This window comes from Micromonospora sp. CNZ322 (assembly GCF_007827755.1).
The window spans coordinates 47,154-72,902 of record NZ_VITD01000014.1 but is presented as its reverse complement, the minus strand read 5'-3'; the positions used below and the strand labels follow the sequence as shown (position 1 = coordinate 72,902).

General features: G+C 71.0%; 28 protein-coding genes. 10 read left to right on the top strand and 18 right to left on the bottom strand.

From position 1 onward, the window contains the following. Nucleotides 1-9: 9 nt before the first annotated feature. The 4 genes from FB453_RS26975 to FB453_RS34430 all read right to left on the bottom strand — a co-directional run bounded on the left by FB453_RS26975 (nucleotide 10) and on the right by FB453_RS34430 (nucleotide 2,853). Entirely contained in the window at nucleotides 10-696 is a 687-nt protein-coding gene (locus tag FB453_RS26975; protein WP_486480486.1) for a cellulose binding domain-containing protein, read from the bottom strand. A gap of 142 nt (nucleotides 697-838) precedes the next feature. Continuing rightward, nucleotides 839-1,513 (bottom strand): hypothetical protein, encoded by a 675-nt coding sequence (locus tag FB453_RS26970; RefSeq protein ID WP_145794766.1) that lies wholly within the window; start codon nucleotides 1,511-1,513, stop codon nucleotides 839-841. Nucleotides 1,514-1,610: 97 nt separating this feature from the next. Continuing rightward, complete coding sequence (locus FB453_RS26965) at nucleotides 1,611-2,000, bottom strand: hypothetical protein (protein WP_112675108.1); 390 nt, start codon at nucleotides 1,998-2,000, stop codon at nucleotides 1,611-1,613. A gap of 37 nt (nucleotides 2,001-2,037) precedes the next feature. Next, a complete protein-coding gene (locus FB453_RS34430; protein ID WP_186718580.1) occupies nucleotides 2,038-2,853 on the bottom strand; it encodes a C40 family peptidase in 816 nt (271 codons plus the stop codon). Between the two features lie 19 nt (nucleotides 2,854-2,872). Here FB453_RS34430 and FB453_RS26950 point away from each other — a divergent pair, with 19 nt between their 5' ends. The 3 genes from FB453_RS26950 (at nucleotide 2,873) to FB453_RS26940 (ending at nucleotide 5,106) form a co-directional block, all read left to right on the top strand. After that, a complete protein-coding gene (locus FB453_RS26950; RefSeq protein WP_145794764.1) occupies nucleotides 2,873-3,061 on the top strand; it encodes a hypothetical protein in 189 nt (62 codons plus the stop codon). A 65-nt stretch (nucleotides 3,062-3,126) separates the two neighbouring features. Beyond that, nucleotides 3,127-3,849, top strand: coding sequence for an alpha/beta hydrolase family protein (locus tag FB453_RS26945; protein ID WP_145794762.1), 723 nt, complete (start codon nucleotides 3,127-3,129; stop codon nucleotides 3,847-3,849). Between the two features lie 141 nt (nucleotides 3,850-3,990). After that, entirely contained in the window at nucleotides 3,991-5,106 is a 1,116-nt protein-coding gene (locus tag FB453_RS26940; RefSeq protein ID WP_112582942.1) for an FUSC family protein, read from the top strand. Between the two features lie 4 nt (nucleotides 5,107-5,110). On the opposite strand, the gene FB453_RS26935 is transcribed toward FB453_RS26940, so the two are convergent. From FB453_RS26935 to FB453_RS26925, 3 genes are read right to left on the bottom strand one after another with little or no spacing between them, the layout of a single operon-like run. Further along, nucleotides 5,111-6,055 carry a hypothetical protein gene (locus FB453_RS26935; protein WP_145794760.1) on the bottom strand — a complete coding sequence of 315 codons (945 nt, stop codon included), beginning with the start codon at nucleotides 6,053-6,055 and terminating at the stop codon, nucleotides 5,111-5,113. Then, on the bottom strand, nucleotides 6,052-6,543 hold the full coding sequence (locus FB453_RS26930) for a hypothetical protein (protein ID WP_145794758.1): 492 nt from the start codon (nucleotides 6,541-6,543) through the stop codon (nucleotides 6,052-6,054). Before FB453_RS26930 ends, FB453_RS26935 begins: the two co-directional genes overlap by 4 nt. Nucleotides 6,544-6,546: 3 nt before the next feature. Then, on the bottom strand, nucleotides 6,547-7,767 hold the full coding sequence (locus FB453_RS26925; protein WP_145794756.1) for a macrolide family glycosyltransferase: 1,221 nt from the start codon (nucleotides 7,765-7,767) through the stop codon (nucleotides 6,547-6,549). A gap of 689 nt (nucleotides 7,768-8,456) precedes the next feature. Between FB453_RS26925 and FB453_RS26920 the strand changes: the two genes are divergently transcribed. Next, on the top strand, nucleotides 8,457-9,119 hold the full coding sequence (locus FB453_RS26920; RefSeq protein ID WP_145794754.1) for a C39 family peptidase: 663 nt from the start codon (nucleotides 8,457-8,459) through the stop codon (nucleotides 9,117-9,119). Nucleotides 9,120-9,189: 70 nt separating this feature from the next. On the opposite strand, the gene FB453_RS26915 is transcribed toward FB453_RS26920, so the two are convergent. Next, nucleotides 9,190-9,951 carry a DedA family protein gene (locus FB453_RS26915; protein ID WP_486480485.1) on the bottom strand — a complete coding sequence of 254 codons (762 nt, stop codon included), beginning with the start codon at nucleotides 9,949-9,951 and terminating at the stop codon, nucleotides 9,190-9,192. A gap of 213 nt (nucleotides 9,952-10,164) precedes the next feature. Here FB453_RS26915 and FB453_RS26910 point away from each other — a divergent pair, with 213 nt between their 5' ends. From FB453_RS26910 to FB453_RS26900, 3 genes are all read left to right on the top strand, one after another. Then, on the top strand, nucleotides 10,165-13,017 hold the full coding sequence (locus FB453_RS26910; protein ID WP_145794752.1) for an aconitate hydratase: 2,853 nt from the start codon (nucleotides 10,165-10,167) through the stop codon (nucleotides 13,015-13,017). 119 nt (nucleotides 13,018-13,136) lie between these two features. Continuing rightward, complete coding sequence (locus tag FB453_RS26905; RefSeq protein ID WP_145794750.1) at nucleotides 13,137-13,391, top strand: type II toxin-antitoxin system prevent-host-death family antitoxin; 255 nt, start codon at nucleotides 13,137-13,139, stop codon at nucleotides 13,389-13,391. Continuing rightward, entirely contained in the window at nucleotides 13,388-13,762 is a 375-nt protein-coding gene (locus tag FB453_RS26900) for a type II toxin-antitoxin system VapC family toxin (RefSeq protein ID WP_145794748.1), read from the top strand. The genes FB453_RS26905 and FB453_RS26900 overlap by 4 nt, the downstream gene beginning before the upstream one ends. A 69-nt stretch (nucleotides 13,763-13,831) precedes the next feature. On the opposite strand, the gene FB453_RS35120 is transcribed toward FB453_RS26900, so the two are convergent. After that, entirely contained in the window at nucleotides 13,832-14,275 is a 444-nt protein-coding gene (locus tag FB453_RS35120) for a hypothetical protein (RefSeq protein WP_486480484.1), read from the bottom strand. Between the two features lie 114 nt (nucleotides 14,276-14,389). Between FB453_RS35120 and FB453_RS26890 the strand changes: the two genes are divergently transcribed. Continuing rightward, complete coding sequence (locus FB453_RS26890) at nucleotides 14,390-15,157, top strand: Scr1 family TA system antitoxin-like transcriptional regulator (RefSeq protein ID WP_145794746.1); 768 nt, start codon at nucleotides 14,390-14,392, stop codon at nucleotides 15,155-15,157. Continuing rightward, nucleotides 15,148-15,336 (top strand): DUF397 domain-containing protein, encoded by a 189-nt coding sequence (locus FB453_RS26885; protein ID WP_145794744.1) that lies wholly within the window; start codon nucleotides 15,148-15,150, stop codon nucleotides 15,334-15,336. The genes FB453_RS26890 and FB453_RS26885 overlap by 10 nt, the downstream gene beginning before the upstream one ends. A gap of 11 nt (nucleotides 15,337-15,347) precedes the next feature. Here the strand turns inward: FB453_RS26885 and FB453_RS26880 are convergent, their stop codons facing one another. The 9 genes from FB453_RS26880 to FB453_RS26840 all read right to left on the bottom strand — a co-directional run bounded on the left by FB453_RS26880 (nucleotide 15,348) and on the right by FB453_RS26840 (nucleotide 25,124). After that, nucleotides 15,348-16,607, bottom strand: a complete 1,260-nt coding sequence (locus FB453_RS26880) for an RNA polymerase sigma factor (protein WP_486480483.1) — start codon at nucleotides 16,605-16,607, stop codon at nucleotides 15,348-15,350. A 5-nt stretch (nucleotides 16,608-16,612) separates the two neighbouring features. Then, complete coding sequence (locus FB453_RS26875; protein ID WP_091403763.1) at nucleotides 16,613-16,948, bottom strand: YciI family protein; 336 nt, start codon at nucleotides 16,946-16,948, stop codon at nucleotides 16,613-16,615. Between the two features lie 85 nt (nucleotides 16,949-17,033). Beyond that, nucleotides 17,034-17,645, bottom strand: coding sequence for a GTP-binding protein (locus FB453_RS26870; RefSeq protein ID WP_112588672.1), 612 nt, complete (start codon nucleotides 17,643-17,645; stop codon nucleotides 17,034-17,036). Beyond that, entirely contained in the window at nucleotides 17,626-18,012 is a 387-nt protein-coding gene (locus FB453_RS26865; protein WP_030337267.1) for a DUF742 domain-containing protein, read from the bottom strand. Before FB453_RS26865 ends, FB453_RS26870 begins: the two co-directional genes overlap by 20 nt. 5 nt (nucleotides 18,013-18,017) lie before the next feature. Beyond that, nucleotides 18,018-18,440 (bottom strand): roadblock/LC7 domain-containing protein, encoded by a 423-nt coding sequence (locus tag FB453_RS26860; RefSeq protein WP_091403761.1) that lies wholly within the window; start codon nucleotides 18,438-18,440, stop codon nucleotides 18,018-18,020. A 92-nt stretch (nucleotides 18,441-18,532) separates the two neighbouring features. Continuing rightward, nucleotides 18,533-21,085 (bottom strand): nitrate- and nitrite sensing domain-containing protein, encoded by a 2,553-nt coding sequence (locus FB453_RS26855; protein WP_145794742.1) that lies wholly within the window; start codon nucleotides 21,083-21,085, stop codon nucleotides 18,533-18,535. 124 nt (nucleotides 21,086-21,209) lie between these two features. Further along, nucleotides 21,210-22,826 carry a prenyltransferase/squalene oxidase repeat-containing protein gene (locus FB453_RS26850; protein ID WP_145794740.1) on the bottom strand — a complete coding sequence of 539 codons (1,617 nt, stop codon included), beginning with the start codon at nucleotides 22,824-22,826 and terminating at the stop codon, nucleotides 21,210-21,212. Continuing rightward, nucleotides 22,819-23,736 carry a terpene synthase family protein gene (locus FB453_RS26845; RefSeq protein ID WP_145794738.1) on the bottom strand — a complete coding sequence of 306 codons (918 nt, stop codon included), beginning with the start codon at nucleotides 23,734-23,736 and terminating at the stop codon, nucleotides 22,819-22,821. The genes FB453_RS26850 and FB453_RS26845 overlap by 8 nt, the downstream gene beginning before the upstream one ends. Then, a complete protein-coding gene (locus FB453_RS26840) occupies nucleotides 23,733-25,124 on the bottom strand; it encodes a cytochrome P450 (protein ID WP_145794736.1) in 1,392 nt (463 codons plus the stop codon). Before FB453_RS26840 ends, FB453_RS26845 begins: the two co-directional genes overlap by 4 nt. Nucleotides 25,125-25,490: 366 nt before the next feature. On the opposite strand from FB453_RS26840, the gene FB453_RS26835 reads away from it, so the two are divergent. After that, nucleotides 25,491-25,739, top strand: a complete 249-nt coding sequence (locus tag FB453_RS26835) for a DUF2630 family protein (protein ID WP_091403743.1) — start codon at nucleotides 25,491-25,493, stop codon at nucleotides 25,737-25,739. Nucleotides 25,740-25,749: the final 10 nt, after the last annotated feature.

The window sequence follows — 25,749 nt, the reverse complement described above, 5'->3', positions numbered from 1 at the left end:
AGCGCCCGCTCAGAGCCCGTTGCAGCCGACCCCGTCCACAGTGCACTCCCTCGGCGTGCTGGGCGCCCGCTCCATGTGGAACCGCAACGACACCGAACCGCCGGGCGACACCTCGACCCCACTGACGTACGTGAAGCCGTCATCGGACTGGCGGACCGTCCCCTGCGGGACGCCCTCCACCCAGGCGGTCACCAGCCGTCCACCGGAGAACTCCAACCGCACCGTCCAACCGCGGCTCCGGGCGGACGTGTTGACCATCGCCACCTCGCCGATGAAGCCCCCGTCGAAACTCTGCACCACCCGGTACCGCCCGGTCATCGCCGGCTGCACCGGCGCGGCCCGGCTCGGCGACCGCGTCGCCGTCGGCTTCCCGATCGGACCGACCGTCGGGTCGGCCGATGGTGACCCGGCCGCGGCGCTCGGCGGCAGCCCGCTCGCACGGCCGGATATCCCCGGCAGCACCGGCGCCGGAGACGGCACCGAGGTGGGCACGCTCGGCGCCACCACCGCGGACGGCACCGGCAGCGCCGGCGGTTGCGCGCCGTCCGGCGCGGGGCTACGTCCCCGGTACGCGCCCAGGGCCACGATGAGCAGGACCACCATCACGACGACACCGGCGCCGACCACGATCCAGGGCGACGTGGCGATCGCCATCGGACCGTGTGGCGGGCGCGGAACACGGCGCATGCCGGACATGTACCTCCTTCAGCGGACCGTCCGCGCAGCGTAGCGATCGGCGGCCCGGCCCGGAAAGCCTTGGCGGTGCAGCGGTGCAGCGGTGCAGCGGTGCAGCGGTGCAGCGTCTTGCGGTGCGGCCGTCTTGCGGTGCGGCGCTGGCTCAGCCGATCCGGCAGTCGACCTCGTTGATCGTGCACTTGACCGGTCGCTGCGCCGAGTCACCCCAGCCGACGCGCAGCCGCAGCGTCCGAGAGTCACCCGCATCCAGCGAACTGGTCCCGCGCAACACGAACTCCCCGTGTCCGCGCCCCCGCACCGAGACGCCCGAGTCCTCACTCACCCGCAGAGTCCAGGTGTCGTCGTCGAACACCAACTCCACCTGCCACTCCACCGACCGACTCGACTCGTTGGCGATCGCGAGCACCGCCGCGTCCCCGTCCCAGCCGTTCGTACCGACCTCGTACCGGGCGCTGACCGTGCCGTCCGCCGACGGGGCCATCAGGACGCTCGTCCGCCCCGGAGTCGGCGAGCCGGTGACGGTGGCCCGCGGTGACGGCGTCCGACTGCTGCGTGACGGTCGCGGCGACACCGAGCGCCGCTCCACGGCGGCCGGAGTCGGCCCACCGGTGGCCGACGCGGCGGCCGGCACGGTCGGCAGGAACGCCGGAGGCGCAGCCTGCGGCGGCGCGTCCCGCTCCCTGGTCCGGAACGACAACAGCGCGATCACCAGGAGCACCACCAGCGCGCACACACCGAGCAGCACCACGATCCATGGCACCGACGCCAATACCCGCGCCGCCCGCGAATCTGCCGCACCGTCCGGCCGCACTGCCATCAGGTCTCCCCTCGTCCCCACCGACGCGACAGCGTAGCCAGCGCCGCACGGACCGGAAACCGGCCGGGTACGGATCGGGCCGACTGGCCCCCGTCGGTCAGCCCGTCCGGACGACAGTGCAGATCAGTGGTCCGTCATCCGAGATACGCAGCAGGTACCGGTACCGCTCCCCCGGCACCGCCTGCCCCCGACTGTCCAGGAACTCCCACTCCACCGCCACCATCGTCAACAGCGCGGACACCGGCTGCACGTCCTCGATCCGGGCGTGGGCCGCGACCAACTCCCGGTCCTGGTAGTCGGGCGCGGCGCCCACGAAGGACAGCGCCACCGCCGCAGCGGACGTGAACGAGAAGCTGTAGGTGTCGGCCACCACCAGCCCCGGCAGGGCGTAACAGCCGGCGATGGCCGGCAGGTCGCCGGAGGTCAACGCCACGCCGTACCGGTCGAAGAAGTCGGCCAACGTGTCAAGATCCGTGGAGGCGTTCACGGTCACAGCAATTGCCGGTCACCGCCCAGGTCAAACCTCAGCGCGGCGGTACCTGAACCTCGATCTCGGAACCCAACCGGGCGTCAGCGGCCAGACCCAGATCGTCCCCACTCCAGAACCGCCCCGGGTCATACCAGTTCGGACGCCGGCCCGCCGGCAGCAACCCCATTGCCTCATAGGTCACCGCCACCACCTCGGCGCAGTACGCCGTCTCCAGCGCCCGGTCCCGCTCCCCTGCTGACCGGGCCGGGCTGGCCGAGCCGGAGGGGTTGGCGCGGTCCGCCGGGTTGGCGCGGTCGGCAGGGTTGGCGCGGTCGGCAGGGTTGGCGCGGTCGGCCGAGGTTGGTCGAGGTGCCGGCTGGCCGAGGCGTGACAGCGCCGACAGCCGACCGAGGTGCGGCAGCGCGGGAAGCCGGCCGGGGCGCGGCAGCGCCGGCACCCGACCCCGCACCCAGCGCCACGCCAACTGGGCGGTTGACGGGAACGGCGTACCGTCCAACCGCGCGATCGTCCGCAGCACCGCCCGCTCCATCTCCGCGTCGGCCGGCGGGTCGAGCTGCCGCAGCCAGGCCCGTTGGCCGTACCGGTTGGCCCAGACGCAGACCGCGTCCCGCAGGTCGTGCAGCTGGACGCCGCGTTGGTGGCTGCCCGACCACAGGTCCGGCAATGACCTGCCCAACTCCGCGTGCCACATCAGCGGCGGCATGTCGTCCAGCACCACCGCCATCCCGACGTGGTTCACCGGGCTGTTGGTGGTGAACTGGATCGCCCGGTCCGGCACGCTGCGACCCCGGAACACCCACACGTCACCGGTGCGGGTCAACTCGACGGCCTCATCCAGGCTGATGCTCATGAGGGTCTAGCCTAGGCCGATGCGGCAACGAATGCGGTGGTGGAAGGTTCTCGGGCTGGCCGGGCTCGCCGGCGTCGCGGCCTCCGGTGTGGTCATCGCGCGGGCCGAACGGCGTCGGCGCGCGTACACCCCCGAGGAGATCCGGCAGCGGCTGCTGGAACGGCACGCCCAGGCTGGCGACGCCGCGAAACCCGGCGGCCCGGCCTGACCCACCGTCCTCTGTAGATCATCGTTGGGGCAGCCAGGCAGGTTGATGATCGATACGATGAGGCCATGACGACGCCCGTCGCACAGCGGCCCTTCGTCCTGTCCATTCCGACCGCGCCGGTCGAACGACACGGCAACGTCGACCTGCACCTGCCCACCGACGCCGGCCGCGCGCCCGCCGTCGTGGTGGTGCACGGCGCTCCGCTGCCACCCGACGCGCCCGACCCCCGCGACTGGTTGCTCTACCGCGGCTACGGAGCGCTGCTCGCCGCGAGCGGCGTGGTCACCGCGCTGGTCAGCTACCAGGTGTCCGACCTGTCGGCGCTGCCCGCCGCCGCCGACGACATCGCCGCCATGGTTGAGCAGGTCCGCGCCCATCCGCGGGTCGACCCCGAGCGGGTGGTGCTGTGGTTCTTCTCCGGTGGCGGCCTCTTCGCGGCCGACTGGCTGCGCGTCCCGCCGCCATGGCTACGCGGGATCGCACTGACGTACCCGCTGCTCATCCCGTTCCCCGGCTGGGAGGTCGACGCCCGGTTCCTGCCGGTCGAGGCACTCAGCTCCGGCACCGGCGTGCCACTGGTGCTGACCCGCGCCGGCCAGGACATCCCGCCGGTCCTGGCCGGCATCGACGCGTTCCTCCCCGCAGCGACCGCCCAGGGCTGGCCGATGCAGGTGATCGAGGTGCCGGACGGCCAGCACTCCTTCGAAATCCTCAACCACGGCCCGCAATCCGAGGCAGCCGTCCTGGCCGCCCGCGACGCCGTCCTGGAACTACTCGGCGCCGGCTGACCCACCCCTCGGGCCAAATACCCCTCGTGTGCGGATGCGGAGGCTTCCGTCGCTGCTGCATCAGATTGGGGATCTCTCGCACCCGACGTTCGCCGCCGTACGACGATCGTGGGAGAGCCGATCGGTGGTGGGGGGTGAGAGGTGCGCGGCAGACGTCGGGGTGCCCGACCGGCGGAGAGTGCGCTGCGCGAAGGCCGGGAAGCCTATGAACGGCTTCGCACCTACCTCATCCTCGCGGTGCAGGCGGGGCTGGCCGCCGGCTTGGCCTGGTTTGTTGCCAGCGACGTGCTGCACAATCCGCAGCCGCTGTTCGCACCCGCCGCCGCGGTCGGCACCATCGCGGCGGCCGTCGGCAATCGGGCTCGTCGCACTCTGGAACTTCTCGCCGGGGTGTTCCTGGGGGTGCTGGTCGGAAACGGGATCGTACGGTTCATCGGGGCGGGACCAATACAGACCGGTGTGGTCGTGGCACTGGCCATCTCGGCGGCAGCCGTCTTTCGCGGCAACGGCGCCGTCATGGTGCAGGCGGGAAGCACCGCGGTCCTGCTCGGCACAGTGTCTCCGGACCGGCCGGACCTGGCCGTGCCCCGGACGGCGAATGCGCTGGTCGGTGTGGTGGTGGCCATCGTGGTGGCCTTGCTGATCCTGCCGCTCAATCCGGTGCGGATCGTGCACCGCGCCGCTGGGCCGACAGTCGATGCCATCGCCCGGGAGATGACAGCCATCGCCAACGCTCTGGCTCAGCGCGACGCGCGGCAGGCCGAGGATGCATTACAGCGACTGCGTGCGGCAGAGGCGCAACGACGGAACACCGGCGATGTGGTCGCCGCAGCATGCGAAGTCGCGATTCTCTCACCGTGGCGGAGGAGACGGCTGGGCATCCTGCGTCGGTACGCGCGGGCGGCCGAACACCTGGAACTCGCCTACACCAGCAGCCGCGAGATGGTGCAGTGGGCGGTGTCGGCACTACACGCCCGGGAGACGCTGCCGGCCGGTCTCTCCACGGCGATCGAGCACTTCGGCCAGGCGTTCAGGCTTCTGCATCGTGACTTCCTGGCCGGACGAGAGCCGGACCGCGCGCGGGAGCGAGCGCTTCAGGTGATCAGTGACATCGACGAGGCGTGTGCCGAGGGTGTCGGGTCCTCCGGGGCTGTCGTCGTCGCGCAACTGCGGGTTGTCGTCAGTCAACTGCTCCAGATCTCCGGGCTCCCCCAGACGGAGGCGAATCAGCAGGCCGGTTTGAATGCCGACGTGTGAGCGTTCAGGGCAGCGGGCCGTCGGACTCCGCTGTCAGGCTGAGCCGATCCCGGATCAGCGCGAGCACGGTGTCGGTGGTCCGGTCGAGGTGGCTGCGCCCGTCGGGTAGGCGAGCCTCCGGGGCGATGTAGCTGCGGGGACCAATGTGCGTGGCGGGGTCGAGCCGATGCACGGTGATCTTGCCTTCGCGGTCGGCCCGGTTCCATCCGCTCCAGCGGAACAGCCGCCACCGCTGCGGAAAGATCCAGGTGCTGACTCGCTCGATCCAGTCGCCGGCGCTGGTGAGCCGGTAGAGGTGCTGGGCGTGGGTGATGTCGTTGGCACCGTTGTGGAACCCACCGAGAGTGATCAGCCAGAGCGGAGTGCGTAATTGGGACCACAGTTCGTTCACCGCGCCGCTGGCGACCTGGGCGCCACCGCTGTAGCTGAGCAAAACCACGGGTATGCCGCTGTCCGGCTGGTAACCGGCGACCTGGAGCTCGGTGGCGATCTGTGCACCGACGGCACGGTTGTACAGGGGGCGGTAGCGGCGGTCGGCGGCGACGAAGATTTGCATAACGTTGTGCAGGAACAGCAGCAGCCCGATGTGGCGGCGCACCCAGGTCCAGACCGGCCGGTCGGCGAGCGGCACGGCCAGCGGGGAGTAGGGCTGCACCTGGCCCAGCACCCTGAGCTCCGGCGCTCGGTTGATCAGGCTCTTGACCAGTCGGCCACCATCGCGGGTGTCGTGGAAACGGCGTTTCCCGATGCCGTCCAGATAGACCAGGTAGGCATCCGGAGGGCGGTCCGGATCGGCCCCGCGGGCGTAGGACATGCCCTCGGGGCGGGCGATGGTGGGTGTGCGCCATCCTGCGGCGTAGACCAGCACCTCGTAGCGGGCGAGCAGGGCCTCGGCGATCAGCACCAGTCCCAGCCCGCCGAGCAGCAGCAGGAGCGCCAGTCCGATCACGCGACAGGCTCCGGTGCTCGTCTGGTGTTGAGCTTCACGACGAGGCGGCGGACGGCCTCGACGGAGACGCCGAGCCCGATTCCCGCGATCGTTACGCAGCCGGCGGCCTCCCACCAGCCAACCCCGGCCACCGTGGCGAGTGCACCGGCGAGGCCGGCCCCCACCCCGACCATGAGCAACAGGTGCAGCAGTGGCCCGAGAAGCGGGAACGCGAGGACGCCGGCAAGCACCAGCGGCGCAGCCAGGCCGGGTGTCCAGACCAGCGCGGCCTCGTCGGACGCCGAGGTCGGCAGCACCAGACCGGCAACGGCCCACGCGGACAGCGGCCAGAGCGCGAACACCGCGCCGTCGACGATCGCGCCCGCCAGCAACAGGCTGACCACCCGCACGTGCGACACGCCGGACAGGCGTGCCACCACCGGCAGGAGACGCCCGGCGGCCTCGGACAGCCCGGCGACCAGCAGCAGGATGGCGACGGCGGGAGACATCGGTCAGCCCTGTGGTGGCAGTTCGACGGCACCCGGCCGAGTGACCGAGCCGGTCTGCTGCACGAAGTGCTCGAGTACGTCGGCGGCACGCACGTAGCCGCCCGCCTGACGCTGGGCGGCCTGCAGGGTGCTCGCGGCGGCGCGGAATCGAGGCTCGTCGAGCAGGCGCTGAGCGAGGGCCCGCACGACCTCCACCGTGACGTCCTCGGTACGGATCGACAGGCCGGCGTCGAGCTCGACGATGCGGGAAGCCACCAGCAGTTGGTCGGCGCCCTGCGGGACCACCAGCATCGGGGTGCCGGCGTACAGGGCTTCGTTGACGCTGTTCACCCCGCCGTGGGTGATGAACAGCGCCGCGCGGGCCAGCACCTCCAGCTGCGGTACGGAACGGTAGGCGAGCACGTTGTCCGGTAGCGGGCCAAGCGCGGCGGGATCGGTGTGTCCGGTGGACATGATCACGGTGCCACCCAGCGGGGCGAGCGCATCGGCGAAGGTGCGTAGCAGCTGCGGGGCGTCGAACACCGTGCCCATCGAGGCGTACACCACCGGGTCCCGCAGTCGATCGGCCGGGAACGACGAGTCTGCGGGGCGGGCACCGATGCTGGGCCCGACGAACTGGTAGGACTGGTCGAAACTGTCCGCCTCGGGGTGGAACGCCCGCGACGTGTAGACCAGGTTGAGCGGCTGACGGATGTTGGCCAGGTCGATCAGGGGCAGCCGGCGGGTGTCGTACCGGCGGCGCAGCTCCCAGCGGGACCTCAGATAGCCCACGGTCGGACGGGGAAGGGCCGCCGCGGCGCCGAGCAACTCCCAGGAGCCGCGGGTCGGGCTGGGCACGTGCCGGTTGAAGGCGAACGTGGTGAACGACGATGCCGGCGGCACGCCGAGTTCGCGGGCGGCCACCGGCCCCCACGGGCAGAGGGAGTCGTGCACGATCAGATCGGGTCGGGTGCCCCGCAGATCGGTGAGGACGGCGGGCAGCACGCGTACGGCGGTACGCGCAAGCTGCTCCATCACCGTGACGGGCGTCGGCGGGCCGGAGAGCGGTAGGTCGTCCCCGGGGTAGAGGAACACCCCTGCCCCGGTGGCCGCGATCTGCTCGGCGTAGGCCGGCGTCGTGTGATAGGTGACGGAGTGACCACGACGAACAAGCTCGGCCACGACGGGCAGTGTCGGGTTGATGTGCCCGTGCATGGCGATGTTCAGGAATGCCACTGCGCTCATCGGCCGACCCCGGGCGGGGAAGGAGCCAGAGCCCGGCACATTGCAGCGTCCATGATCCACCCTTCTCGGTCAGAGCCTAGATGTTGCCTGGTGGCAGCGCGCCGCAGACCAGGTACTCGATTCATAAGCGACGGTTCACGTCGTTTCGGCGCCTGGTCAGCCTTGGCATGCCGTTAGCGTTGAATGTCCGGCCAGTCGGGCTGGACGTACCGAAGTGATCCACTCGGCTTTCATGATGTCGGGGCATCCCCGCCGCCCGGACACCGCGACTTTCAGGAACCCGAGTGGATCACGCCGCCGTGACCGCCGTGTCGGGTTCGCCGGGCCAGCGGGGTGGGGGTTTATCGGGTTTGGTGTCGGGTGTCGGGTGGTCGGGGCCACCCTGGCGGCGGAATCGGCGGCCGGGCCGGGTCGTTATACCTGGCAGACCACCGCAACAGCCCGGGTCATGGCGGGCCGGCCCCGCCGGGAACACCCGCCAGGCCGCCCCGGTTACATCCCCCGAACGGCCGAGCACCACAACAGGCCGACCCCCGCGGGTAGGCGGAATGACCCGCCACCGCGAACGGTTACACCCTGTCCCGACGCCGACCCCCTCGTTGCGGGTCACCGGGCAGAACCCCTCGAACTTCCCCCGCACCACCCATCCCCTGAGGTGGGCACCCCCGACGCCAGAGGAGCACGCCATCATGCGTACCGATCTGATCCGTAAGACCGCCCTGACCGCCGCCGGCCTCGCCTTCACCGGCGGCGCCATCGCCGGCCCCGTCACCACCGCCTTCGCCGCACCCACCACCGGCAAGCCCACCACCCAGACCCAGACCGACCGCAAGGGCCACAGCGAGCGGGAACTGGGTGTGCGTTACGAGGCCCAGCCGAACTTCTACTACTGCGGGCCCGCCGCCACCCGTAACGCCCTGTCCGTACAGGGCAAGAACATCAACGTCGACGACATGGCCAAGGAAATGGGCACCACCGAGGCCGGCACCAACTCCATCAACGACATCACCCCCGTGCTGAACAAGGAAACCGGTAAGAACGACGCCTACCGGTCCGTGGAAATCAGCACCCCCGACGCCGACACCAAGCAGACCGACACCCTGCGCGCCGACATCGTCCACACCGTCGACGACGGCCGGGCCGTAGTCGCCAACATCGCCGGCACCAGCACCGACACCGACGGCAACACCCACTCCTACGAGGGCGGGCACTACATCAGCGTCGTCGGCTACCACGACAACGGCAACACCGTCACCATCGCCGACTCCGCCGACCCCAACCAGGCCGCCTACCAGATCAGCGTCGAGCACCTCGCCGACTGGATCGCCACCCGCGGCTACGCCACCAGCTGACCCACACACCACCAGCACACACCGAAGGGCCGGACCCCACCACGGGGTCCGGCCCTTCGGCATGCCTAGGTCAGTGCTCGCCCGCGCGGGTCGGCTCAAAGCCGGGGGCCACCACAGCCGCCTGACCGCCAGAGCCCGCCGCAACAGAGTGACCGCCCGAAGCCGCCCCGACAGACTGACCGCCGGAAGGCACCTCGGCCGCCGTCATGTCGGTAGCGCCGTCGGCCGACGCGACGCGGTGCGCGCGGCGGCGCAGCCACCAGGTGCTGCCGAGCCCGGCGAGCACCGCGAGGACCAACCCGGCCCAGGAGATGTCCTTCAGCCAGTGTTCGGCCGCCCGACCAACGGAGTAGAGCAGGTACGTCGTGCCGAAGGCCCAGACCAACCCGCCGGCCGCGTTCGCCACCAGGAAGCGGCGGTACGGCACGTGCAGCGCCCCGGCGAGCGGCCCGGCCAGGATCCGCAGCAGTGCCACGAACCGACCGAAGAAGACGGCCCAGACGCCGTGCCGCGCGAAGCTCTGTTCGGCACGGGCGAGCTGCGCCGGGCCCAGGTGCTTGGGGAACCGTCTGCCCAGCCGGGCGAGCAGCGGACGACCGCCGCGTCGGCCGACGGCGTACCCGACGGAGTCGCCGACGATGGCGCCGAACGCCGCCGCGCTGGCCACCCACTCCGGCTCGACCACTCCGGTGGCGGCGAGCAGGGCGGAGCTGACCAGGACGATCTCGCCGGGCAGCGGAACACCCATGCTCTCCACGCCGATCACTCCGGCGACGAGCAGGTAGACCACGCCCGGAGGCAGCGCCGAGAGCCAGTGCTGAACGTCGATCACTCGGCACCCCTTCCGAATCGGCCCCGACCCTACCCCGCCGAGCCGACAGGGCGGCGCGGTCGTGGGTCACCCAACCCGTGACGTCAGGTTGCGCAGATAGCAAGACGGACGTACGGTTTTGTTAGAAGCGGAATCGGGCGGTAAGTGTCACCTAACCTCGGCGGCACCCCGACCGGTGCGACAGACTGCTCAGGACTACTCACGGTCGCTGGTGTGAAGGAGTACGACGTGGCGAGCCTCGACACCTTCGGTGCGAAGACCCGGCTACGCGTCGGAGACGCGAGCTACGAGATTTTCAAGATCGACAAGGTGGACGGCCACGCGCGGTTGCCGTACAGCCTGAAGATCCTGCTGGAGAACCTGCTGCGGACCGAGGACGGCGCGAACATCACCGCCGACCACATCCGCCAGCTCGGCGGGTGGGACTCCACCGCCGCCCCGAGTGTGGAGATCCAGTTCACCCCGGCGCGGGTCCTGATGCAGGACTTCACCGGCGTGCCCTGCGTGGTCGACCTGGCCACCATGCGCGAGGCCGTACGTGACCTGGGCGGCGACGCCAGCAAGGTCAACCCCCTCGCCCCGGCCGAGCTGGTCATCGACCACTCGGTCATCGCCGACCTGTTCGGCCGCGAGGACGCGTTCGCCCGCAACGTCGAGCTGGAGTACGAGCGCAACAAGGAGCGCTACCAGTTCCTGCGCTGGGGTCAGACCGCGTTCAACGAGTTCAAGGTCGTCCCGCCGGGCACCGGCATCGTGCACCAGGTCAACATCGAGTACCTGGCCCGCACCATCATGGAGCGGGGCGGTCAGGCGTACCCGGACACGGTGGTCGGCACCGACTCGCACACCACCATGGTCAACGGCCTGGGCGTGCTGGGCTGGGGCGTCGGTGGCATCGAGGCCGAGGCCGCGATGCTCGGCCAGCCGGTCAGCATGCTGATCCCCCGGGTGGTGGGCTTCAAGCTCTCCGGTGAGATGCCGGCCGGCACCACCGCCACCGACCTGGTGCTGACCATCACCGAGATGCTGCGCAAGCACGGTGTGGTCGGCAAGTTCGTCGAGTTCTACGGCCCCGGCGTGGGCGCCGTGCCGCTGGCCAACCGGGCCACCATCGGCAACATGTCCCCGGAGTACGGCTCCACCGTGGCGATCTTCCCGATCGACGCGGAGACGATCCGCTACCTGGAGCTGACCGGCCGCGACGCGGCGCAGGTCGCGCTGGTCGAGGCGTACGCCAAGGAGCAGGGCCTCTGGCACGACCCGGACGCCGAGCCGGACTACTCCGAGCGCCTGGAGCTGGACCTCGGCTCCATCGAGCCGTCGCTCGCCGGCCCGAAGCGCCCGCAGGACCGGGTGCCGCTGGGTGCCGCGAAGACGCTGTTCCGCTCCGCGTTGACCGACTACGTGGCCGACGACTCCGTCGGTGAGCGCGACCTCAAGCCGGGTGTCCCCCGCGAGGAGCTGCCGCGTGGCGCCAACGGCCCGGCCGACGAGGCCAGCGCCGAGTCCTTCCCGGCCAGCGACCCGCCGGCCAACGAGTTCAGCGACCCGGCCGACGAGCCTCGTGACCTGGAGACCGCTGCGGTGGGCGCGGGCGGCCGGGCCAGCAACCCGGTCCGTGTCACCGGCGCCGACGGCGTCGAGTACGAGCTGGACCACGGTGCCGTGGTGATCGCCGCGATCACCTCCTGCACCAACACGTCCAACCCGCAGGTGATGATCGGTGCCGCGCTGCTGGCCCGCAACGCCGTGGAGAAGGGCCTGACCCGCAAGCCGTGGGTGAAGACCACCCTGGCGCCCGGGTCGAAGGTCGTCATGGACTACTACGAGCGGGCCGCCCTCACCCCGTACCTGAACAAGCTCGGCTTCAACCTGGTGGGTTACGGCTGCACCACCTGCATCGGCAACTCGGGCCCGCTGCCCGAGGAGGTGTCGGCCGCGGTCAACGAGCACGACCTGTCGGTGGTCTCGGTGCTCTCGGGCAACCGGAACTTCGAGGGCCGGATCAACCCGGACGTCAAGATGAACTACCTGGCGTCGCCGCCGCTGGTGGTCGCCTACGCCCTGGCCGGCACCATGGACATCGACCTGGCCAACGAGCCGATCGGTGAGGACTCCGAGGGCAACCCGGTCTACCTGCGCGAGATCTGGCCGAACAGCGCCGAGATCCAGGACGTCATCGCCCAGGCGATCGGCGCCACCGGTTTCAGCGCCGCGTACGCCGATGTCTTCGCCGGCGACGAGCGGTGGCAGTCGCTGCCGACCCCGACCGGCGACACCTTCGCCTGGGAGAACGACTCCACCTACGTGCGTAAGCCCCCGTACTTCGAGGGCATGCAGCAGGAGCCGAGCCCGGTCGTCGACATCTCCGCGGCCCGGGTGCTGGCCAAGCTGGGTGACTCGGTAACCACCGACCACATCTCGCCGGCTGGCGCGATCAAGGCGGACTCGCCGGCCGGCTCGTACCTGGCCGAGCACGGCGTGCCGCGCCACGAGTTCAACTCGTACGGTTCCCGCCGGGGTAACCACGAGGTGATGATCCGGGGCACCTTCGCCAACATCCGGCTGCGCAACCAGCTGGTGCCGGGGGTGGAGGGCGGCTTCACCGTCAACCACCTCACCGGCGAGAAGACCTCGATCTACGACGCCTCGGTGGCCTACCAGGAGGCCGGCATCCCGCTGGTCGTGCTGGCCGGCAAGGAGTACGGCTCGGGCTCGTCGCGGGACTGGGCGGCCAAGGGCACGATGCTGCTGGGCGTCCGGGCGGTCATCGCCGAGTCGTACGAGCGAATCCACCGCTCGAACCTGATCGGGATGGGCGTGCTGCCGCTCCAGTTCCCGGTGGACGTCACCGCCGAGTCGCTCGGCCTGACCGGCACCGAGACGTTCACCATCACCGGGGTGACCGCCCTGAACGACGGTGAGACCCCGCGCACCGTGCTGGTCAGCACCGACACCGGCGTCGAGTTCGACGCCGTGGTGCGGATCGACACCCCCGGTGAGGCGGACTACTACCGGCACGGCGGCATCCTGCAGTACGTGCTGCGCCGCATGATCGCCAACTGACGTACCGACGTCGCCAGGCTCCTTCCCGCCCTCGGCGGGAGGGAGCCTGCGTCGTTCCCGGGTCGCTCCTCGTACCGGCCCGTGCCACGGGCTAACCTCTTAGCTAAGGAGGTGCCACGGTGGCCGGTGAAGCTGCGGCGCAGTTCAACATCCATGATGCGAAGACGAACCTGTCACGCATCATCGAACGGGTCGAGCATGGCGAGGAGATCGTGATCAGCCGGGCTGGTAACCCGGTCGCCAAGGTCATCCCTCTTCGTCGTACGACACGCACCGGTCGGGGGTCTCTGCGCGGTGCGCTGGACCTCACCGGTAACTGGGATTCCGACGAGGTCAACGACGAGATTGCTCGCGACTTCGGGCTGCCCGGATGAGGCTCTTGCTCGACACGCACGTGGTGCTCTGGTGGCTGACCGACGACCCGCTCCTCGCCACGGACATCAAGGACCGCATCGACACCGAACCCGACGTGTACCTGAGCCCGGTCACGCTGTGGGAGGTCGCGATCAAACAGTCGCTGGGCAAGTTGGCCGGCCCGGCCGACCTCGCCGAACGGATCCGTGACGCCGAACTGCGCGAACTCCCGATCCGCCACGATCACGCCATCGCGGCTGGTCGGCTGCCGGTGATCCACCGGGATCCCTTCGACCGGATGCTGGTCGCGCAGGCCCTGCACGAAGGGCTGACCCTGGTCACCCGGGACGACCGCATCCAGAAGTACGACGTACCGATCCTGGTGGCATGACTCTCGTCCGCTCGCGGATGAGGTCGTCGACCCGGTCGATCAGGGCCCGGCACCCGTCGGGGTGAGCGCTCAGCGCAGTCGCAGCGCGACCGCGCGGGCCTCCTCGTCGGTGAGCGGCAGAAACCAGAGGAAACGGCGGACGATGGCGACCGGGTCGGGTCCGCCGGGCTGGCCGCGCAGGTCGCGGATCGCCCGGCGGGTGATCCGGGAGAACTCGGGGATCAGGGTCGCGCGACGGGCCGCGTCCGTCGGGGTCGCTCGCAGCGCCGGGCAGGGCCAGTCCCTACCGCAGGCGTCGCACGTCCACAGCGGGCCGTCGGCGGTGTGCGCGACCGGCGGGCCGCACCGGGACCGCCAGCGTGATTTGGGTACGTCGTTCCCCGCGCGACCGGGACCTCGGTACGGCGGGTGCCGTGGCCCGGTCGGGCCGGCGACGTTCGCACGGGGCGAGGCCGGTTGGCCCGGTCGATTCCCCGGCCGATGTGGGCGGTTGCAGGACCTGTCGTCGGGCATCCGGTGCTCCCTCTTCGATGCTGTCTACACAGCACCCTGCCGAGGGTTGCCAAGCGATCACACCGCGTAGAAGTATTTCCTTCCGACGTCTGGAACGTTCTGGAGGGTCTGGAGATGAATCGAGCCGTACAGGCGGCGATGGCCGAGAGGGGCCACACGGCGGACAGTCTCGCTGCTCAGATTGGTGTCGATCCGAAGACGGCCGCCAAGTGGGCGAGCACGGGACGAATTCCGCAGACGCGTCACCGCGCTCGGGTCGCCGAGTTGCTCGGCCGGAACGTCGACGAGCTGTGGCCGGACGCGCTGAAGCGCCGGACGCCGGCCTGGTTCCGACAGTGGGCCGAGATCGAGCGCGAGGCACTGTCGCTGCGGTGGTTCGAGCTCACGTGGATACCGGGCCTCTTTCAGACGAAGGCGTACGCACTGGCGACACTGGTCGGCGAGGCGCTGACGCCGGCCGAGGCCGACGACCTCGCCGAGGCGCGGCTGAGCCGGCAGGCCATCCTGCGCCGGGAACGCCCACCGCTGCTCGTCGCGGTCCTCGACGAGGGAGTCCTCCGGCGCACCCTCGACGGCGACCGGGCCATGATGCGGGAGCAGTGCGAGCGGCTGGCCGAGCAGGCCGCGCTGCCGAACGTGTCGCTGTTCGTCGTGCCCGCCGACGTCGGCATGTATCCGGGTCTCGGTGGGCCGTTCACAGTGGCCGAGATGCCGGACGGGGCGCGGGTCGCGCACGTCGACAGCCAGGCGCAAGCGCAGCTCATCGACAAGGTTGCCGACGTTGCTACGCTCGATCGACGGTGGGAACGCATTCGCGACGGCGCCCTGTCGCGGGCACAGTCCCTCAATCTCATCAGGGAAGCGGCGGCATCATGGACCTGACCGGCGCTCGGTGGCGCAAGAGCAGCAAGAGTGGCAACAACGGCGGAAACTGCGTCGAGGTGGCCGACAACCTCGCGGGCGTCATCGGCGTACGTGACTCGAAGGACCCGGCCGGTCCGGCGCTCGCCTTCGACCCGGCGGCCTGGATCCGGTTCCTGGCGTTGGCCAAGCGCGGCTGACCCCGACTGCTCTACCGGGCGAGTTCGTCGGCCCGGTCGAGCAGCGCACGGCGCTCGGCGGTTGAGCCCACCGCTGCCGCCGCCTCCCGGAACAGCCCTGCCGCGCGTCTCAGGTCGCCCTGCCGGGCCACCAGATCGGCCTGCACCGCCACGGCGAGCGGATAGCCGTCCAGCCCGCCGTCGGCGCGCGCCGCGTCGAGCAGGTCCAACCCGGCGGCCGACCCGTACGCGTAGCCGTGCGCGACCGCACGGTTGAGCGCGATCACCGGTGACGGGCGGAGGTCGGCGAGCGCGTCGTAGGCCCGCGCGATCGTCGGCCAGTCGGTCTCGTCGGCCGAGGCGGCGGTGGCGTGGCAGGCGGCGATCCGGGCCTGCCACGCGTACGGCCCGTCGTGGCGTACCCGATCGAGGGCGGCCAGGCCCTCGGTGATGGCGGCGCGGTCCCACCGGTCGCGGTCCTGCCGCTCCAGGGTGAGCAGGTTGCCGTCGGCGTCGCGGCGGGCGTCCCGACGGGAGTGTTGGAACAGGCACAGCGCCAGCAGCGCGGCGACCTCGGACTGGTCGGGCATCAGCCGGTCGAGCAGCCGGGCCAGCCGGACCGCCTCGTCGGCGAAGGCCGGCTCGCCGTCGGCGACGTAGCCCCGGGTGAACAGCAGGTACAGCACGGCGAGGACGCCGGGCAGCCGCTCGGTCAGCGCCGGCCCGCTCGGCACCCGGTACGGGATGCCCGCCTGGGCGATGCGGGTGCGCGCCCGGGTCAACCGGCGGGTCATCGTCGACTCGCTGACCAGCAGCAGGCGCGCGATGTCAGCGGTCGGCACGCCGCAGACCGTTCGCAGCGTCAACGCCACCCGGGCCTCCATCGCGAGCGCCGGATGGCAGCAGGTGAAGATGAGACGCAGCCGGTCGTCCACCACGTCCTGCCCCACCTCGGGCTCGGGCGGCGCCTCGTCTGGCGTGAGCAACGCCAGGTCGTGCAGCTTTCGCCGCTCCACTGTGGCCCGGCGCAACACGTCGATCGCCCGGTTGCGCGCCACAGTCATGAGCCAGCCACCCGGGTTGGCCGGCACACCGTCGGTGGGCCAACGCTCCAGCGCGACGGTCAACGACTCCTGGGCGCAGTCCTCGGCCAACGCCCAGTCCCCGGTCACCCGGATCAGGGTCGCGACGATCCGGGGGTACGCCTCGACGCTGGCGGCCGCGGCGGCCTCCGCCGCCGCCGCGCCGGCCGGTGCCGGGGTGCGCACCGGCCGGCGCTGCGAGGTGGACAACCTCGTCAGTCGGACAGGTCCGCGAACGGACGCAGTTCCAGTCGCCCGTTGCGGGCCATCGGGTGGGTGCGGGCCACCTCGATCGCCTCGTCCAGGTCGGCGCAGTCGAGCAGGTCGAAGCCCACGATCACCTCGGCGGTCTCCGCGAACGGCCCCTCGGAGACGAGCAGCTCACCGTCGCGAACACGGACGGTGGTGGCCGCGCTGGGCGACGCGAACACGTTGCCGGTCAGGCGGCGGCCACGGGAGTCGTTCTCCGCCACCCACTTCTCGATGTCGGGCAGCTCGGTGGGGTCGGTGTCCGGCTGGGTGTCGCTGCAAACGAACATCATGTACTTCATCTGGTCGCTCCCTGGTTTCTCGGGGTGTCGCCAGCATGACGATCGGCCGGCGGCGTTCCGGACACCCTCCCCCGAAAAACTTCTGTCAGTCTCCGCTGGCGGCGCGGCGACGGGCCTCGCGGGTCTTCATGGCGTGCTCCATCAGCGTGACGAGCACCTCCTTGCTGGACTCACGCTGCCGGGCGTCGCAGAGCAGCACCGGCACACCCGGGTCCAGGTTCAACGCGGCCTGCACCTCGTCGAGCCGGTACTTCCGGGCGTCCTGGAAGCAGTTCACCGCCACCACGAAGGGCGTGCCCCGACCCTCGAAGTAGTCAATCGAGGGAAAGCAGTCGGCGAGCCGGCGGGTGTCGGCCAGCACCACCGCGCCGATCGCCCCCAACGCCAACTCGTCCCAGACGAACCAGAACCGGTCCTGCCCCGGCGTGCCGAACAGGTACAGCACCAGGTCGTCGCTGATGGTGATCCGGCCGAAGTCCATGGCCACGGTGGTGGTGGTCTTGCCCTCCACCCCGGACAGGTCGTCGATGCCGACCCCCGTCTCCGTCAGCACCTCCTCGGTGCGCAACGGCCGGGTTTCGCTGACCGCGCCAACCATTGTCGTCTTGCCCACGCCGAAGCCGCCCGCGACCAGGATCTTGATCGCGGTGGGCAGTGGCGTCGCTCCCGCCGGCCGGTCAGAGTGCCCGTAGTCCATTGATTACCGCCTCGAAGATGCTGTTGTCGGGAAGACCGGCCGTGGTCTGCGGCTCGCGGACCTGCACCAGGCTGCGGGCCGCCAGATCACCGAGGAGCACCCGGATGGTGCCCACCGGCAGGTCGAGATGGGCGGCGATCTCGGCGACGGACTGTATGCGTTGGCACAGCCCGACGATCGCCAAATGCTCAGGACCGAGACCGACCTCGGGCGTGACCTCGGCTCGGGTCGCCGTGACCAGGGAGATCAGGTCGAATGTGCCGGTGACCGGGCGGGCCCGACCACGCGTCACCGCGTACGGACGCACCACCGGACCCGCGTGGTCATCCACCCACTGATGGTCTGCGGACTCCCCCTGGACCGTCATCGCCGTTACCTCTCGCCGACCTGCTGATCAGTGCCGCGCGACGGCGATGCGACGTACTTGCCGACGCGGGTGACCAGCATCGCCATCTCGTAGGCGATCAGGCCGACGTCGGCGTCCTCGCTGGCCAGTACCGCCAGGCAGGCGTTGCGGCCGGCCGCGGTGACGAACAGGAACGACGACTGCATCTCGATGATGGTCTGCTGCACCTGCCCACCACCGAAACGCTTGCCGGCGCCTCGGGCGAGGCTCTGGATGCCGGCCGCCATCGCTGCGAGGTGCTCGCCGTCGTCCCGGCTCAACCCCTGGGAGGAGGCCATCAAGAGGCCGTCGGTGGAGAGCGCGACCGCGTGTTCGGCCTGCTTCACCCGGCCCACCAGGTCATCCAGCAACCACGTCAGGTCGGCGCTCGAAGCCGTCTTCTGGGTCACTTCGTCGTCCTCTTCTCGCCCGGCTGTGCGCCGTTGTTCGTCTTGGGCTCGACCGTCACACCGCGCGGGAAACCCGCGTCGTCGGTGCTCGGTCAGGTCGCTTGTGGATCCTCGTCGGTCGGCTCGGACGGCGTCGCCGCCGGGGCACCGGAGGCGCCGCCGAGCAGCCGAGCCGCGTCGGTCCGCCCACGCCGGGTGCCGGTCTGGTAGGAGCTCATCATCCGGCGAACCTGCTCCGGCGGGCGCACCACATCCTCGTCGTCGGTTTCGGACACCGCCGGGTCGTCTCGCAACTCGGGAACGATGTTCGCCTGTCGGACCCGGACGGGCAGGCCGGAGTCGGTCCGCTCCGCCTCGGCGCGGGCGGGCACCGGGCCACCCTCGCCGGCCGGCTCTCCGTCAGGGGTCTCCGGGCGGGTGCGGTCGACGGCGGGCAGGCCGGTGGGCACGGTCGGGGCTTCCAGGGCTGGCTGGGCCGGGCCACGCCGGGCGCGGGTGGGCAGGTCGGGGGTGCCGGTTGCCGGGGTGGTCCGCTGTCGGGTGGGGAGAACGGTGTCCGCCTCGGCCTCCTCGTCCGTCGTCGGCGCGGTGGTGTCGGCCGGCATCGGCGCCGGTGAGGTCACCGCCACCTCCGACGCGGTGGTTGTCGGCGCGGCGAGCGCGACCGGTGCGAGGGACGCCGGACGGCCGCTGTCCGTGGCGGGCGCCGACGGCATCGGGATGGCCGAGCCGGTCCGGAACGACCCGGAGTCCTCCGGGGAGACGTCGGCTTGGTTGACCAGCTCCAGCGGGATCAGCACGACAGCTGTGGTGCCGCCGTACGCGGACTCCTTGAGCCGTACCCGCACGCCGTGCCGTTCGGTCAGCCGGCTCACCACGTAGAGCCCGAGGCGGGCGGCGTTGGCGAGGTTCAGCTCGGACTGGTCGACGATCCGGTGGTTCGCCGCGGCCAGGTCCTCCTCGCTCATGCCGAGGCCCCGGTCCTCGATCTCGATGGCGAACCCGTTGGAGACCAGCTGGCCGCGGACCTCGACGGTCGTGTGTGGCGGGGAGAACGACAGGCCGTTCTCGATCAGCTCGGCGAGCAGGTGGATGACGTCGCCGACCGCGCGGCCGGCGAGCGAGACCGGCCCGAGCGGCAGCACGTTGACCCGGGTGTAGTCCTCCACCTCGGCCACGGCGCCGCGCACCACGTCGACCATCGGGACGTTGCGCCGCCAGGCCCGACCGGGGGTGGAGCCGGAGAGCACGATCAGGTTTTCCGCGTTGCGCCGCATCCGGGTGGCCAGGTGGTCGACCCGGAACAGGTCCTCCAACTCCTCCGCGTCGTGTTCGCGGCGTTCCATCGCGTCGAGCAGGGTGAGCTGGCGGTGGACGAGCGCCTGCGTACGTCGGGCCAGGCTCAGGAAGACCTCGCGGACGTTGCGACGTAGGTCGGCCTGCTCGACGGCGGTGCGCAACGCGGTCTCCTGGACCGCGTTGAACGCCTTGCCGACCTGGCCGATCTCGTCGGTGCCGAACTCCAGCGGGGGCGCCTCGGTGGCCACGTCGACCTCCTCGCCTCGGCCGAGTCGCTCGACCACGCGGGGCAGCCGCTCGTCGGCGAGCTGCCAGGCGGCCTGCCGCAGCCGCTCCAGCTGGCGCAGGAGGGTCCGGGCCGTGGTGATGGAGACGACGACCGAGGCGATGACGGCGAGCAGGCCGAGGCCGGTGGCGAGGACCAGCCGGACGACGACCATCACGGCGACGCCGGTGGCCCGGTCCACGATGCCCTCGCCGCCGGTGGTCACTGTGTCGTTCACCCCGGCCAGCGCCGGCTCGACAGTGACCCGCCACTGCTCGGCGCCGACCGGCAACTGGGTCGACGGCCGGCCCTCACGGATGATGCTGTCCTGCACGGCGCGCAGTCGGGTGAACGCCTCACCCTCGACGAGCTGCTGGTAACGGCGCTGGTCGGCGTTGGCGAGGCGGACCCGGACCTCCTCGCCGAGGAACCGCTCTGCGGAGACCAGGCTGACGTAGCGGACGTACTCCGGCCCACTCATCCGGCCGTTGCCGAAGAGGCCGCTGAGCAGCGCGTCCTCCTGGGAGATCAGCTCCTTCATCCGGTTGAGCTGGATCAGGGCCGCGGCCTCGCCGGCGATCTGCTTGTCGTCCAGGCTGCCCGTCACGTCGTAGATCTGGAAGATCGACTCGATCGTGTCGGTGTACGCCTCGGCGGCGGCGATCCGGTCGATCTTGCGGTCCAGCACCTCCGCACGGGTCCGCTCCAGGGCGTTGACCTGGGCGATCGTCACGCCGAGCTGGTTGTCCAGTGCGGAACTGCCGGCGACGTCGACCTGCCAGTTGCGCACCGAGTCGGCAAAGTCGGCGGCCAGCTGCGCGGTCTTGCGGTGTTCGGCCTCAAGAGCCGTCCGCTGCGCGGCCTCGGGATTGCTCAGGTACGACTGGGTCAGCCGCCGCTCCGCCTGGAGCCCCTGCAACAGCGGCTCGCTCGGCGTGTAGACCTTGCTGTTGATCAGCTGGACACCGAGCAGGTTGAAGCCGTCGCGCAGGGTCACCCACGCCGCGAACATCCAGAGCGCGACCAGGGAGAGCAGCAGGGCAATAACCTTGGTGCGGATACTCGTACCGCGAGAACGCATTGAACCGTCCCAGGCCGGGCGTTGACTCAGCTCATCAACGAATGATCAGAGGGGGCGACGTCCCACCGCAGCGGGGCATCCGGGGCTGAGGCTCTGCGTACGCTAGCAGTGTCGACACAACCCCTCAAGTTGTTGTTTTTGTTGACTGGTAACCGCAATCCACCACCGATCGGTCCACGCCGGAGACACGGATGCTGGCCAGTCGGCAGGCGGCGAGCACAGTGGCGCCAACGATGACGGTCGGACAGTACAGCTCTTTGCCGTACCACAGTGGAGGGTGCTCCCGGCCGGCGGATTCGTGCAGGTAGGCGTGCCCACGAGCCACGGCGTCGTCGACCCGTGGCACCGTTGTCGGCACCGTCAGCAGCACCTGGAGGGCGTACGCGGTCTCCTCCGCAGTGCCGTCCCATCGCCCCCACGAACCGTCCGCGCGCTGGCTGTTCAACACCCAGCCGGCCGCCCGATCCACCGCCTCGGCGGCGGCCGCACCCCGCCCGAACTCGGCCAGTGCCAGCACGCAGCAGGCGGTGGCGTAGTACGGCGAGGCGTGCCACCGGTCCTGCCAGGCGCCGTCCGCGCGCTGGCGCCCGGTCAGCACCGTGCTCAGCCGGTCGACCGCCAGGTGATAGCGCGCCTCCGCGTCCGGGTGACGGGCCAGGTGCTGACCGAAGGCGTCCAGCACGTGGGCGTTGGTGGTGATCGAGAAGCCGTCCTCCCCCGGCCAGGTGCAGAAACCGTCAGCCGTCTCGTACGCCCACAGGCTGGCCGGGTCCGCCGGACGGCCGAGCCGGGCCAACGCGTCGAGGGACACCGCCGTGGTGTCGGCGTCGGTCGGCAGGCCGTCGCCGGTGGCGATTCCCTGGCCGGCGGTGGCAGCGGTCAGGCTCTCCAGGACGGCGGCCGGTGGATTGATCGTGATCCCGGCCCGGCGCAGGCCGCTCAGCACCCAGGCTCGCTCGAAGACGGTGATCGGTGCCGGGCAGGGCACCGGGCCGCCTCCGTCCCGGATCAACGCCCGCAGGAAGGCGTGCGCGGCGGGGCCGGCGGCCGGGCCGGCCGCGGTCAGCCAGGCCGCGGTCGCGGCGGGTGAGGCGCCGACCGCGGTGAGCGTGGGGCCAGCGTCGGTGGGTGTCGCGTCCAGGATCTCGTAGAAGTGGGCCAGCTTCGGTGGCAGCGTCGCTCCGGCGGCCACCGCGGACCGCACCGCGCGCAGCCGGTCGCGGTTGAGTCCGGTGGGCAGCGGCAACGGCGGGCGGGGCAGTCGGGCGGCGGTGGCCCGCTCCAGCCCGGCGAGCCGGTCGTTGATCGCGTCGACCAACGCCGGAACGATGAGGTCCAGCGCGGGGGTGTCCGGCAGAGTCCGGGCGTCGCTGATGAGCAGCGTGCCGACGAGCGCGCCGAGCCCACGGGCCACCGCAGCGAGCAGCTCCGTCCCGGCCCGGCCGTCGGCCAGTGCCGCGAGCAGCGCGTCGGTGGCGCTCAGCGTCGGCACCAGGGCGTACCCCTCGGGTGGGCCCCACGCCCCGTCCGGGCGCTGGCTGCGCAACAGGAACGCGATCCGCTGGTCGTGCCCGGTCAGCCAGGGAGCGACGGCGACCAGCCGCCCGGTCTCGTACACCGACGCTGCGACCTGCCCCCACGGTCGCAGCGCCAGGCCGGCGATCAGCTCGCGGGCGGCGTCGGCGACCGGGTCGGCAGTGGTCGCCGCGTCGGCGAGCATCCGGGTGGCACCGTCACTCATCGCGCTCCCCCCAGAAGTCCGACAGTTGGTAGAAGCCGCCGGTGAAGGAGATCTGCCGGTTGAGGTAGTCCGCCTGGCGGGGGCAGCGCTCGGCGAGGGCGGCCAGGTCCCCCCGGGACCGGGCGGTCAGCTCGGCCAGCCGATCGTGCACCTGCGCCGGGTCGTCGACCAGCGAGAGGGCGTTCAGGTCACCCCACTCGGCGTCGCGCTTCTGCGTGGCGAGGTCGTTGACCAGCCGCAGCACCCGCTGGACGCCACGTCCGGCGTCCAGCAGGTCGGCCAACTGGGCGAGGGTCTTCTCGTCGCCGGTGGCTATCCAGTGGGTGGCGTTGACGAAGGAGCTGCCGGAGTTGTCGGCGTTCTCCAGGTAGCGGTCCAGGTCCGGCAGGCGTCGCCCGGTGGTCGGGTCGGTCGGCAGGTTCTTCCAGTCCCACTCCCGAGCCGCGGCGGCGAGCATCCGGGCCAGCTCGTCGCGCCAGATCGGGCGCAGCCGGGCGAACGCCGGCACGGTGGCCAGTTCGTCGCGCAGGTCGGCCAGCAGCCGGGCCAGGTGCCGCCCCGGTGGGGGCACAGCGCCATCGGCCACCGCCAGGCAGTCGGTCACCACCTGCCGGACGTCGTCCACGGACCGGGCCAGGTAGTCGATCTGCCAGTCGGCCGCGAAGACCCAGAGCACGGTACGGGTGGTGATCCGCAGTTCGGCGGCGGTGTGCCAGGGTGCGATGAAGGCGACCACGGTGGCCACCGAGCTGAGCAGCGCCGGGTCGAACGGTGCGGCGTCGAACAGCTCCGGGTGGGCGGCGGTGACGTCCTGGAGGTCGCGTACGCCGCGCACGGCGAGCGCGCACACCCGGCCCTGCTCGGCGACCGCGTCCTGACCGGCCCGCGCCGGTCGCGGGGTCTCCGTCACGACGCGACCGGACGCTCGACCGGGGTGAGGATGACCTCGGCGCGCTGCTTGGGTTGCAGCGAGGCACCCATCCGAGGCGTGAGGTCGGCCGGCTCGCGCAGCCGGAAACGGTAGCGGCTCAGCACGGTGCTGACGATGAGCTGCGCCTCCAGCAGGAACAGGTACTGCCCGAGACACTGGTGCGGGCCCCCGCCGAACGGGAAGTAGGAGTAGCGGTAGCGCCGCCGGGGCAGCTCCGGCGCGAACCGCTCCGGGTCGAAGAGCGCCGGGTCGGTCCAGAACGTTGACATCCGCTGGGTGACGTACGGGCTGACCAGCACCGTGCCACCGGCCTTGATCCGCACCCCGCCCAGCACGTCGTCGCCGACCGCGGTGCGCGGGATCATCCAGCCGGCCGGGTAGAGCCGCAGCATCTCGTCGAGCACCATCCGGCCGTAGCGCAGCTGGGGCAGGTGCTCGCGGCCGACCCGTTCGGCGCCGACCACCTGCTCGATCTCGTCGGTCATCCGCTCGGCCACGTCGGGCCGGGACGCCAGGACCGGCCAGAGCCAGGAGAGCAGGGCGATGGTGGTCTCGGTGGCGGTGGAGAACATCGCGACCACGTCGCCGCGGATCGCGTACTCGTCGGGTTCGCTGCCATCTGCGCGCGGGCGGCAGAGCGTGGAGATGATGTCCTCACCGTCGGTGGGACGGGCCCGGGCCTCCCGGATGATCGGCAGCACCACCTCGTCGATGGCGCGCACCGCGTCGCGGAAGCGCCGGTCGCCGGGCATCGGCACCGCGTACGGCACGGCGGGCATCAGCAGCCGGGGGAGCATCGCGGTGGTGAGGGTGTTCAGCGCGGCGCTGATCCGTAGGGCATCGGGGACCGAGATCCGGTCGGCGAAGAGCACCCGCATGGTGGTGCGCAGGACGATCTGGGTCAGCTCGGCGCCGCCGTCGATCGGGCGCCCGGCGAGGGCCGGTTCGAGCCACTCGTCGACCGCCTCGTTGATCGCCTCGGCCATCTTGTCGACGAGCGTCTCGGCCCGCTTGGCGGTGAACAACGGTTGCAGCGCGCCTCGGCTGGATTCCCAGATCTCACCCTCGGCGACCAGGATGGCGTCGCCGACGATTCGACGCACGGGTCGCCAGAGCAGCCCGTCGCCGTCCCGGGTGTAGTTGGCAACGTTGTCCCGCAGGACGCGTTGCAGGTGCTCAGGATGGCTGACGAGATAGGGGCGGAACGAGCCGAGGTTGAGCCGGACGACGTCGCCGTCGGCGTCCTGGGCGAAGTCGACGAGCGCGCCCAGCGGATCGCGGACCAGTGCCGGCAGAGCGCGTCGTAACGGGACTGTCCGGGGCTCGGTGCTGACAGTGGCGGGGCGCGCCTCGAACACCTGCGACATCGAACCACGTCTCCTCGTCGTCCCGGCGACCGCAGCGGTCCACTTCGGTCGGGCGGGTTGATGAAACTTTCACCTTCTGGGCCGACGGAAGCATCTCACCAAACGAGGGGCACCTCCAGACTTGCGGACGGCGCAATTTCCATCTAAGTGCACGCACACTCGTCGATGTTCTCATCTTGTTCGATTCCTGAATGGACACTCAGGCACGGTCCCGTGCGATGGGCGGACCGGGCGCGTGCCGCCGACCTGGCCGCGGCATCGGCCGGACGGGCGGCATCGGGCTGACCGGGGCGGGTCGGTGACCCAGGACGCACCGGTACCCCCGAATCCGGGCGATGCCCGGCACCCTGTGCCAGGCTCTGTGGCATGGACGACAAGACCATCCTGAACCGGATCTCCGAGCTGGTCGACGAGGAACACAAGCTGCGTGCCGACGCCCAGGCCCACGAGTCGGGCACCGAAGGCGAGGCCAGCGAGCGACTGCGCGCCCTGGAGGAGTCCCTCGACCAGTGCTGGGACCTGCTGCGCCGCCGACGGGCCGCCCGGGAGACCCACGGCGACCCGGACGCCCAGGGCGAACGCCCCAAGCCCGAGGTGGAGCGCTACCTGCAATAGCCGACGTGGC